The 11,369-nt window shown below is 55.2% G+C and carries 8 protein-coding genes; all 8 read left to right on the forward strand.

The window, feature by feature from the left end; genetic code table 11:
• The first annotated feature begins 338 nt into the window (after nt 1-338).
• Nucleotides 339-1,772, forward strand: a complete 1,434-nt coding sequence (wbaP, locus tag ERD80_RS12220; protein ID WP_136547079.1) for an undecaprenyl-phosphate galactose phosphotransferase WbaP — start codon at nt 339-341, stop codon at nt 1,770-1,772.
• Nucleotides 1,773-2,071: 299 nt separating this feature from the next.
• On the forward strand, nt 2,072-3,202 hold the full coding sequence (locus tag ERD80_RS12225) for a polysaccharide export protein (RefSeq protein WP_031280061.1): 1,131 nt from the start codon (nt 2,072-2,074) through the stop codon (nt 3,200-3,202).
• 9 nt (nt 3,203-3,211) lie between these two features.
• A complete protein-coding gene (locus tag ERD80_RS12230) occupies nt 3,212-3,646 on the forward strand; it encodes a protein-tyrosine-phosphatase (protein WP_021509326.1) in 435 nt (144 codons plus the stop codon).
• Between the two features lie 12 nt (nt 3,647-3,658).
• Nucleotides 3,659-5,836, forward strand: a complete 2,178-nt coding sequence (wzc, locus tag ERD80_RS12235; protein ID WP_021509327.1) for a tyrosine-protein kinase Wzc — start codon at nt 3,659-3,661, stop codon at nt 5,834-5,836.
• A gap of 448 nt (nt 5,837-6,284) precedes the next feature.
• Complete coding sequence (locus ERD80_RS12240) at nt 6,285-7,202, forward strand: glycosyltransferase family 2 protein (RefSeq protein ID WP_058757292.1); 918 nt, start codon at nt 6,285-6,287, stop codon at nt 7,200-7,202.
• Between the two features lie 70 nt (nt 7,203-7,272).
• Complete coding sequence (locus tag ERD80_RS12245) at nt 7,273-8,025, forward strand: glycosyltransferase family 2 protein (RefSeq protein ID WP_058769966.1); 753 nt, start codon at nt 7,273-7,275, stop codon at nt 8,023-8,025.
• Nucleotides 8,026-8,180: 155 nt separating this feature from the next.
• A complete protein-coding gene (locus ERD80_RS12250) occupies nt 8,181-9,215 on the forward strand; it encodes a glycosyltransferase (protein WP_021509330.1) in 1,035 nt (344 codons plus the stop codon).
• A 69-nt stretch (nt 9,216-9,284) separates the two neighbouring features.
• On the forward strand, nt 9,285-11,369 hold a 2,085-nt coding region (locus ERD80_RS12255; protein WP_136547081.1), incomplete at its 3' end, for a phage tailspike protein.

The raw sequence follows: 11,369 nt of genomic DNA on the forward strand, positions 1-11,369 counted from the left end.
TGTGATCGTGCACGGGTTAAGGCGGGTATTTCCCGGCGTGGCGACAAAGCGCGGACAAAAAATAGGGTGTTGTAAGCGGTATTGGCAGCGACAGCCAAGGGCGGTAGCGTGCCTGACGTGGTTTTCACAGGTTAAGAATTGTCTGGCCTTGCGGCAAAAGGAAGTCAGACTAATCTGTTGGTATTTATCACAATTTTCTTGCTTAACTGGAAAGAGAATTGGCCTAAATGCCGGGGAGTTCGCCGCAGTTTGTCTCGCTGGTTTAGTTAGTGCATCGCTCATTAATTACTCAGGCTTAGGCGTTAGGGATTAAGGGAAATAAAATAAAAGAGTCAAATATGCGCGATAATGAATTTACATATAAAAGTCTTCTGACAAAAATTTTACTGGCGTGCTCGGATTTAATTTGTTTCAACGCGGCATTGTTTATTGCACTCGCGCTGATTAATTCGTTCGCCGATTCTCCACTGGCAGATATTTCTGAAAAAGACCTCAACTTAAAAATCGCCACCCATGTCTGTCTGTCCTTAATTTGTACAGGCTGGTTCTGGGTTCGCCTGCGTCATTATACCTATCGCAAACCCTTCTGGTTTGAGCTGAAAGAGATCTTTCGTACCATTCTCATTTTCTCTGTCATCGATTTGTCAATTTCAGCATTATCACAATGGCAGATGTCCCGTTTTGTCTGGGTATTAACGTGGATTTTAGCGCTGGTGCTGATTCCGCTGGCGCGTGCTATTTCCAAACGCGTGCTGAATCATTTCGGTATGTGGAAAAAGCAAACCATCATTATCGGCAGCAACCGCAACGCGCAGGAAGCCTGGCAGGCACTGCAGAGCGAAGAGGTGATGGGTTTTGATGTGATCGCCTTCTTCGACGTGGACGGCAGCTGCCCGCAGGCCAGCATCTCTGGTGTGCCGGTGCTGCACAACGAGGAAGAATTGTGGCAGCTGACTAACAGCGAAACCCAGTTCATTGTCGCGGTGGAGTTTGAGCAGAGTCAGCACCGCGATCGCTGGCTGAAAATGCTGGCGATGCATAACTGCCGCTCGGTCTCGGTGATTCCCACGCTGCGCGGTGTGCCGCTGTACGGCACCGACATGGCGTACATCTTCAGCCATGAAGTGATGATTCTGCGTGTGAATAACAACCTGGCGAAACGCACCTCGCGTGTCCTGAAGCGGGCATTCGATATCGTCGGCGCGCTCAGCATCATTATCGCGCTGTCACCTGCGCTGCTGGTACTCGGCTTCATGGTTGGCCGTGATGGCGGACCACCGATTTACGGTCACGAACGTGTGGGTCTCAACGGCCGCAAGTTCAAGTGCCTGAAGTTCCGCTCGATGGTAATTAACTCGAAAGAGGTGCTGGAAGAGGTGCTGCGCACCGATCCGGTAGCCCGCGCCGAGTGGGACAAAGATTTCAAACTGAAAAACGATCCACGTATTACCAAAGTCGGTCATTTCATCCGTAAAACCAGCCTGGATGAGCTGCCGCAGCTGTGGAACGTCGTGCGCGGTGACATGAGCCTCGTTGGCCCGCGCCCGGTGATTGAAGATGAACTCTGCCGTTATGCCGGTGATGTTGATTATTACCTGATGGCAAAGCCAGGCATGACGGGATTGTGGCAGGTCAGCGGTCGTAACGACGTTGACTATGAGACGCGCGTCTATTTCGATTCGTGGTATGTCAAAAACTGGTCGCTGTGGAATGACATCGCGATTCTGTTTAAGACGGTCGGCGTGGTACTCAAACGCGACGGCGCTTATTGATAGACAGCAAGGGCAGGGGACGAAATAACGTTCCCGCCTGATAACTGCCGGTGCTGGGAGTGTCTGTAACTGATAACTGCCATTATCGAGCCCGAACAGAGCGGGTTATTAAGCCGCTTAACGATAACCCACTTTAATTGAAGTCGTCTGCAATCAGGATGACAACATAAACCAGGGAGCTAATGATAATGAACCTCAGTTTCAGTGTTTAATTCCTTGCCTTTATTTTTGTTAGACGCTTACACAGCGGCGTTTTCGCCTCTATCAATCATTAACTGATAGCGAAGAACCAGATGATAATGAAAACTAAATTGATACCGTTACTGGTATCCGCGACTTTCCTCTCCGGGTGCACCATCGAACCAGGTTCGCACCTTTCCACTAGCGGAAAAGATGTCATTGAGCAACAGGATAGCAATTTTGACATCGACAAATACGTTAACGTCTTCCCTCTGACGCCGCGTCTGGTTGAACAGATGCGTCCGAAGCCGCTGGTTGCTCAGGCTAACCCGCTGCTGCAGAACGAGATTCAGAGCTATCAATACCGCGTTGGCATCGGCGACGTACTGAACGTCACCGTATGGGATCACCCTGAGCTGACCACGCCGGCCGGTCAGTACCGTAGCGCCAGCGACACCGGTAACTGGGTGCAGGCAGACGGTACCATCTTCTATCCGTACATCGGTAAAGTACGCGTTGCAGGCCGCACCGTGACGGAAATCCGCAGTGAAATCGCGCGTCGTCTGGCGCAGTTCATTGAAAGTCCGCAGGTGGATGTCAATGTGGCCGCGTTCCGTTCGCAGAAAGCCTACGTGACTGGTTCGGTCACCACCTCCGGCCAGCAGCCTATCACCAACGTGCCGCTGACCGTGCTGGATGCGGTGAACGCCGCGGGTGGCCTTGCTGCCGACGCCGACTGGCGCAACGTGGTGCTGACGCACAATGGCCGCGAGCAGCGCATTTCGCTGCAGGCGCTGATGCAAAACGGCGACCTGAGCCAGAACCATCTGCTCTATCCGGGCGATATCCTTTACGTACCGCGTAACGACGATCTGAAGATCTTCGTGATGGGCGAAGTGAAACAGCAGACCACGCTGAAGATGGACCGCAGCGGCATGACGCTGGCTGAAGCGCTGGGTAACGCACAGGGCATGGATCAAACCACCTCTGACGCCACCGGCGTATTTGTCATTCGTCCGATTCGCGGTGCTAACCGCACCAAGATCGCCAACATCTATCAGCTGAACACCAAAGATGCGGCGTCGATGGTGATGGGCACCGAATTCCAACTGGAGCCGTACGACATTGTCTACGTCACCGCAACACCAATCACCCGCTGGAACCGCGTGATTTCCGGACTGCTGCCGACCATCGTGGGTATCGACGATGCAAGCTCCGCAGCGCTGCGTTTCCGCAACTGGTCGGACTAAGGTTTTACCATGATTAAGTCAGTGTTAGTCGTCTGCGTCGGCAACATTTGCCGCTCCCCCACCGGGGAGCGTCTGTTTAAACGCGCACTTCCGCATACCCGTATCGCTTCTGCCGGTCTTGGTGCCCTCAAGGGCCACCCGGCGGATAAGACGGCCAGCGCCGTCGCCGCTGAACATGGCGTCTCGCTGGACGGTCATGAGGCTCAGCAGTTAACGGCCAGCATGTGCCGTGACTTTGACCTGATTCTGGTAATGGAGAAGCGCCACGTTGAGCAGGTGAATCGCATCGATCCGGCCGCGCGGGGGAAGACCATGCTGCTGGGCCACTGGCTTAACCAACAGGAAATTGCGGATCCGTACAAAAAAAGCCGTGAGGCCTTTGAAGAGGTTTACGGGTTACTGGAAAACGCTACCCAGAAATGGGTTAACGTACTAAGCCGATAGTTGGGAATATCCATGAATATCAAAAACAAGGTTATGACTGCGCCAAAAGAAGATTCGAATGGATGGGATCTGGCGCATCTTGTGGGACAGCTGATCGATCATCGCTGGATCATCGTGGCGGTCACCGCTTTCTTTATGCTGATGGCAACGCTCTACACACTGTTTGCTACGCCAATCTATAGCGCGGACGCTATGGTGCAGGTGGAGCAGAAAAACACCGCCTCGGTGCTGAACGAATTACAGGATGTGATTCCGACCACGCCAGCATCAGACACCGAGATTCAGATCATCGAATCCCGCATGGTGATTGGTAAAACCGTTAACGACCTCGGTCTGGACACGGTCATTCAGCAAAACTACTTCCCGGTAATCGGTAAAGGTCTGTCGCGCCTGATGGGCAACAAGCCGGCGCAGATTGCCATTTCACGCCTGGAAATTCCGCGCAGCATCGACAAACGTACCGTTGAGCTGGAAGTCACCGGTCCGCAGACCTATACCGTGAGCAAAGACGGCGACGAGCTGTTCAAAGGTCGCGTCGGTCAGCTGGAGCAGCACGGCGACGTCACCATGCTGGTTAGCGGCATTCAGGCTGACGAAGGCACCAGCTTCAGCGTCACCAAGCTGAGCGACCTGCAGGCGATTAAAACCGTACTCGGCGCGCTGACCGTCGCCGATAAAGGCAAAACCACCGGCGTGCTGGGCCTGGAGTTCCAGGATGAAGATCAGGAGCAGGCGAGCCGCGTGCTGAACCAGATCGTCAACAACTATCTGCTGCAGAACGTTGAGCGTAAGTCTGAGCAGGCGGAGAAGAGCCTCGAATTCCTGCGCACCCAGCTGCCTAACGTGCGTGCCAAGCTGGACGATGCGGAAGACAAGCTGAACACCTTCCGTCGTCAAAACGAGTCGGTCGACATGTCACTGGAAGCCAAATCGGCGCTCGACTCGTCCGTTAGCGTCCAGAGCCAGCTGAACGAGCTGACCTTCCGTGAAGCCGAAGTTTCCCAGCTGTTCACCAAAGACCACCCGACCTACCGCGCGCTGCTGGAAAAACGCAAAACGCTGGAAGCGGAACAGGCGCAGCTGAACAAGAAAATCTCGGCCATGCCGCAGACCCAGCAGGAGATTCTGCGTCTGACGCGTGATGTGCAGGCCGGTCAGGAAATCTACATGCAGCTGCTGAACCGTCAGCAGGAACTGGGCATCAGCAAGGCCAGCACCGTGGGTGATGTGCGCATCATCGACCGTGCTGAAACCAGCACCAGCCCGGTGGCACCGAAGAAACTGCTGATTATTGTTGCGGGCCTGATTGTTGGTCTGATGCTGTCGGTTGGTCTGGTGCTGCTGAAAGCGCTGTTCCACCACGGTATCGACAATCCGGAGCAGCTGGAAGAGCTGGGCATGAACGTCTATGCCAGCGTACCGCTCTCCGAGTGGCAGCGTAAGAAAGACACCGAAGCGCTGGCGCGACGCGGCAGCAAAGAGAAGTCGGATCCGCACAACACGCTGCTGGCGCTGGGTAACCCGACTGACCTCTCCATCGAAGCGATTCGTAGCCTGCGCACCAGCCTGCACTTCGCCATGATGGAAGCGAAAAACAACATCCTGATGATCACCGGTGCCAGCCCGGGTATTGGTAAAACCTTTATCTGTGCCAACCTGGCGACGCTGGTATCCAAAGCAGGTCAGCGCGTGCTGTTCATCGATGGTGATATGCGTCGCGGCTATACCCACGAGCTGCTGGGTGCGGACAACAAGACCGGCCTGTCTAACGTACTGTCAGGCAAGAGCGAGTTCTCGCCGGCGATGATTCAGAAGGGCGTGTACGGTTTTGACTTCCTGCCGCGCGGTCAGGTGCCACCGAACCCGTCTGAGCTGCTGATGCATCGTCGCATGCAGGAGCTGCTGGACTGGGCGAGCAAGAACTATGACCTGGTGCTGATCGATACGCCGCCGATTCTGGCTGTGACCGACGCTTCCATCATCGGTAAGCTGGCCGGTACCTCGCTGATGGTGGCGCGTTTCGAAACCAACACCACCAAAGAGCTGGATGTCAGCTACAAGCGCTTCGCCCAAAACGGTATCGAGATTAAAGGCGTCATCCTCAACGCCGTGGTCCGTAAAGCGTCGAATGCCTATGGTTATGGTTACGACTATTACAACTACGAATACGGCAAAGAGAGCAAAAGCTAAGCACTATCGGGGGCGGATTTTCCGCCCCTTTTTATGACTAAAAAGCGTTAGCGAGGTGCGCATAAATGCGCACCCTACGTGAACGGTGCAGGAGAATTGACCTCTTTACCCGTGCGCATACATGCACTGACGGTCAGAACCGTACCCGACGCTGTAGGGTCGCCATTCATGGCGACCGGAAAACCGCTCTGTCGGATATAACGTCATTGATGGCGACCGGCAAACCGCCTGGCCGGACATGACGCCATACATGGCGACTAAATTTTTCGGTGCGTTTTGCACCATCCAACATACACACAGCACAATCTTAGGTATTTCCGTGACGGTACGAAAAGTCTTATTGAAAAAGAATACTAACGGCATGATTTTTCAGAACAAAGCCGATTCCTTTCTACAGGCCGCTCGCGTTACCGTTGAATCTGGAACAGCTGTTTAAGAGGTGCTGGCAATGCAGGACATCCGCTTCTCAATTGTAATTCCCGCTTATAACGCGTCGAAATCGATTGTCACGACGCTGGATTGCGTCAAAGCGCAAACCTATCGCAACTTTGAAGTCATCATCGTGGATGACAAATCCGCTGATGCCGCGGAACTGGCGCAGGTGGTGCGCGGCGAGCGCTATCAGGATCTGGACATCAAACTGGAGCTGTCTGAGGTCAAACTCAACGGTGCCGGCGCGCGCAACAAAGGTATTGAACTGGCGCAGGGCGACTTCATCAGCTTCCTCGATGCCGACGACGAGTGGCACGCGGACAAGCTGCTGGAAGTGTGCGATACCATCCGCAAGCTGGAAGCGCAGGGTAAATCGCGCTATGTCATCTTCAGCCAGGTCAATATTCATCAGGACGGCAGCTTTCTCAAAGTGATGCCGATGCAGCCGCCGGGTAAAAACGAGACCGTGGCGGAGTACCTGTTTGGCTGTTACGGCTTTATCCAGACCAGTACCATCGTGCTGAAGCGCGAAGATGCCGCCAGAATCCAGTTTGATGCGCGCTATATTCGCCATCAGGATTATGACTTCTGCATCCGCGCCGACCGCATGGGCTACGAATTTGTGATGATCGCCAAACCGCTGGCGACCTACCATCTGGTGACCAAATTTGGTTCCAAACACAAAGGCGAGTCGGTGAAGTACTCCTTCTTCTGGCTCGACACCATGAAGCCGCACCTGACGGCGCGCGATATCCATACCTACAAAGCGTTCAAGCTGCCGCTGCGCTACAAAATGGATGGCAATTCGCTGCTGGCCAGCGTCAGTTTTGCGCGCTACTTCTTCCTCACCAACCGTGATAACCGCGCCTACTTCATCAATCGCCTGGTCGATAAGCTGAAGTCGCGCTTCACGGGGCGAAGAGCGGTTTCCTGATCGATTTATGACTTTCACTTGCTCCCGCAGCGGGAGCATTTTTTCGGTTCCTGACACTCCGGGTATACAAATGACAAATCATGTTGGCACCATCGGTATCGTGATGCCGATGTACAACGCGCGCAACACCGTGCTGCGTGCGGTTGAGTCGATCGTGAATCAGACCTACAGCGACTGGCATCTCTACCTGGTCAATGATAAATCCACCGATGATTCACTCGCTTTTGTGCGCGAGCACTGCCAGGACGCGCGCATCACTATCCTCAGCAACGAGGTCAACCTCGGCGCGGCGGAAACGCGCAACGTGGGTCTGCGCGCGGCCAAAGAGGAGATCATTGCGTTTCTCGACAGCGATGACGAATGGCACGCGGAGAAACTGGCCGAACAGGCCGCGGCGCTGGCCGCCGGTGACGACTTTGTGATCACCCATTATCACTACAAAACCAAAACCGCCGATCACGACATCAATTACAACAAACCTTATCTGCAGCAGGAAAACTTCGTGAAGAAGCAGTATCGCGTCTGCTTCTCCTCGGTGTGTTTCCGTCGTCCGCCACAGGGCATCTTCTTCCAGCGTAAAGGCCATGAAGACTTCCTGTTCCTCTATGAGCTGTTCCTCCGCTACAAACAAGCCCGGGTGATCCAGAAGACGCTGGTCAACTACTACGAGCTGGGCGATTCGCTGTCGCGTAACAAAAATAAAGCGGCGAAATGGCACCTCGAATTATTAAGAATTATCTATAAAAACAATCCTTTAAAAATCTATTACTATTACGGCTGGTATATGGTGAATGGGGTTCTTTTCACCCTTAAACATCGCTAAGACCCTGTGTCCTTCGCGCTGCCGCTACGTTGGCTGCGCACGTCCATCCCGGTCACTTACTTGAGTAAGCTCCCGGGAATGAACGCACTTGCCGCCTTGCGGCAACGCAAATGACTTGGGTCTGGATTTGAGCAATTTGAGGTGAAAAGTATCAGATGAAAAAGATTGTTTTGGTTATTAAGGATGCCTACTCCTACGCAGGCACGGAGAACATCTGCAACTTCATGTCGGAGTGCCTCGGTGAGGAGCATGCCGTCACCATTTACTCGCTGGAAGGGCACGGCAAAACCTTTTACCCGTTTGAGCGGGTGAAAGAGATTGTCAGCTTCGAAGGCCACAGCAACCCGATTAAAAGTGCCGTGGCGCGCATCCATCAGGAGGGCTTCGACAGCGTATTCCTGATCAGTATGGGGCGCCTGAGCGTGATGTTTGCCTTCTGGAACCTGATGGCAATGAAGAAAAAAACCTTCAAAGCCTACGCCTGCGAGCACATCGCTATTAACTCCTTCAGCAAGCCGATCAAACTGCTGAAGTGGCTGCTGCTGCGCTACTACGATCAGGTGATCGTGCTGACTGACAAAGACCATCAGGTCTTCACCCGCTGGCATATCCCCAGCCAGCAAATTCCTAATCCGGTGGTGTACAAATCCTGGCAGCGCGAGACGCGCAGCCGTCAGGCACTGGCGGTGGGCCGCCTTGATAACCAGAAGGGCTTCGACCTGCTGCTGGATATCTGGGCCGACTTCAGCAAAAAACACCCGGAGTGGAAGCTGGTGATCGCCGGTGACGGCGAACTGCGCCAGCAGCTGCACGATCAGGCTGCGGCGCTGGGCATCACCGGCAGCGTTAACTTTGTCGGCAAAGTTAGCAATATCAATGATTACTACCGCGACAGCGACATGGCGCTGATGACCTCACGTTATGAAGGACTGCCGCTGGTACTGCTGGAAGCCAAATCCTGGTCGCTGCCGGTGGTGGCCTATGACTGTCCGACCGGACCGCAGGAGATCATCAACCACGGCGAAGATGGCTTCCTGGTGCCAATGAACGACAAAGCCACATTCCTGGCGCGCATGGAGCAGCTGGCCAGCGACGATCGCCTGTTCTTTGCCATGAGCGAAAAGACCAAAGAGACGGCGCTGAAGTTTGACGGTAATCAGATCAAACAGAGCTGGCTGGCGCTGGTGTAACCACTTTTATCGTGCCTCGGGGATACCTTTTCGGCCGCCATGCGGCCCCATGACCACGGGATTGTTAGCATGAAAAGAAGAGAAGTCTTGCAAACTGCAGCCTCCTCCATTGTTGCCGCGCTGTCGGTGAGCGCGTTTTCCAGTTACGCCGCCAAAAGTGGTCAGCCGGCGCTGAAAGCGGTTGATGCCTCCAGCGTCCCGCCGGGCGATGTGCCGATTCTGACGCCGGAAAATGTCTATACCATGCCACCGCAGTTCTGGCAGAACTTTGAGGGCAAACTGTGGATTGGCGCAGCAGGCAAAGATGCCAGCCAGGCCGGCAACCAGATTCCGGTGTATCTGCGCGACGCCAGCGGTAAGGTGTCCCAGGTGAGCCAGCCCATTGCGCTCAATAAAGGCAACTTTGCCCAGTTTATTCACGATAACGCCGCGTTAATCGCCAATCCCGCGCACTCGATGGTGGTGGAAGATAACCAGGGCAATACGCTGTTTTCCATCAGCGACGTGTCGCGCCCGAACGCCAGCAACTTCAGCCAGCGCCTGGCGCAGCCGAACGGCTATCAGCTGATCGGCGAAATACCGTCGGTGGAAGAGCTGCGTAAAACCCGACCGCTGTTTGCCGGGGCGAAAATCAAGCTGAAAAGCTGGCACGAAGGGCTGGAAGTGGGCGGCGGCGAGTTCGTCGGCGTGTATGGCGAAGGCGAAGATGATGGCGGCGTGATTTTCAGCGGCAACGGGTTCTACTGGCGCCGCGTGGTGGAAGATTTCAACCGCCTGACGCTGTTTGACTTCGGCGCCATCGCCGACGGCAAAACCGATACGGCACCGGCGATAAAAGCCATGTATCAGTGGTCGCTCAAGGCTAACCAGCAGATCTGCGTGCAGTTTCCGGCAGGCACCTTCTTCGTGACCGGCTGTGACTTTGGCGATCAGCAGCAGCGCTTCTTCCGCATTTCCGGCGCGATGGTTAACTTCGGCTATTTCCCGGCGACCACGCTGGTATCTGACGGTCGTTCCGAATTCCTGTTCCAGGTGAATGCGCGCTGGACCGAAATCTCCAACCTAATCTTCAACGGTCAGAACGACAAGCGGCCAAACAAACAGGGGCTGTTCCGCAACACCTGTCCGGGCGGCCAGTTCTTCCGCGGTGCCTGCCTGCGCTTCAACCGCGTCGGCGGCACCTCGATCAGCCTGCTGGATACGCTGGACTGCAAAATCGACCAGTGGTACGCCGACACCTGTACCGGTGACGTGATCAAAGCCAGCTGGTCCGGACAGAAGCAGGGTGCGTGGGACCACAGTACGGCGATTGAGCTGTCGAACTTCAACGCCCAGCGCTGTACCGGCGGCATGGTACTTAACCTGCCGCGCTGCAGCCAGTCGATCATTCATAACGGCTGGATTGAGCACAGTGAGCACCCCGGCGACATCTCGAACGGCCAGTGGATTATTGATGCGCTGAGCCTGGAAGATTGCAAAAACCCGCTGAACGCGCGCAATTCCCGCCTCAACATGCGCCAGACCAATCTGCAGTCTGGCAGCTGGATCGATAACTCGCTGGAAGGCGAGCGCTGGCTGAATATCTGGGAGATGGGCTCAACGCGGGTGGAGTCTTACGGCGTGGCCATCGACGGCAGCCTGAAATACAACTACATCACGTCGCGTTTCCGTCTGACCAACAACACCAATCAGGCCACCTGGTTCGAGCTGGGGAATTTTTACTCGCCCACCGTGGGTGACAGCTGGGAGATCGAGTTGTTTGGTCAGTCGCAGTTCAGCAACGGCAGCGACAAACAGCCGCTGCTCGACGTGATGGGCGGTAAACAGACCGGCGGTCGCGCGGTGATTCATCTGCAGCGCAAAACCAGCAAGGCGGAAGCCAGCTGGTCTGCGGAAGGCAGTTCGCCGGTGCTGGAGGTGCGCGTCGATGCGCGCAGCGATACCGATAGCAAAGTGTTCGTCAAACTGGCGGGCTGGACGCCGACGGCGGTGGTGCTGATTAAGAGCACCGCCAAAGACCGGTTCCTCACCGGCCGCTGTGCGCGCGTTGACGCCACCATGGCACAGGGCAGTCCGACCAGCGGCAGCCAGCCGGCCCCGCAGCGGTTTAGCCTGCACAACGGTAAAGCCGGCATCGGCGGCAACGAGCAGGGC

Origin of the sequence: Pantoea sp. R102 (assembly GCF_004916815.1) — a bacterium.
GTDB lineage: Bacteria > Pseudomonadota > Gammaproteobacteria > Enterobacterales > Enterobacteriaceae > Pantoea > Pantoea dispersa.

What these genes read in the sequence shown, in the direction of transcription:
- wbaP (WP_136547079.1), top strand. Translation starts at nt 339, where the DNA reads ATGCGCGATAATGAATTTACATATAAAAGTCTTCTGACAAAAATTTTA.
- ERD80_RS12225 (WP_031280061.1), top strand. Translation starts at nt 2,072, where the DNA reads ATGAAAACTAAATTGATACCGTTACTGGTATCCGCGACTTTCCTCTCC.
- ERD80_RS12230 (WP_021509326.1), top strand. Translation starts at nt 3,212, where the DNA reads ATGATTAAGTCAGTGTTAGTCGTCTGCGTCGGCAACATTTGCCGCTCC.
- wzc (WP_021509327.1), top strand. Translation starts at nt 3,659, where the DNA reads ATGAATATCAAAAACAAGGTTATGACTGCGCCAAAAGAAGATTCGAAT.
- ERD80_RS12240 (WP_058757292.1), top strand. Translation starts at nt 6,285, where the DNA reads ATGCAGGACATCCGCTTCTCAATTGTAATTCCCGCTTATAACGCGTCG.
- ERD80_RS12245 (WP_058769966.1), top strand. Translation starts at nt 7,273, where the DNA reads ATGACAAATCATGTTGGCACCATCGGTATCGTGATGCCGATGTACAAC.
- ERD80_RS12250 (WP_021509330.1), top strand. Translation starts at nt 8,181, where the DNA reads ATGAAAAAGATTGTTTTGGTTATTAAGGATGCCTACTCCTACGCAGGC.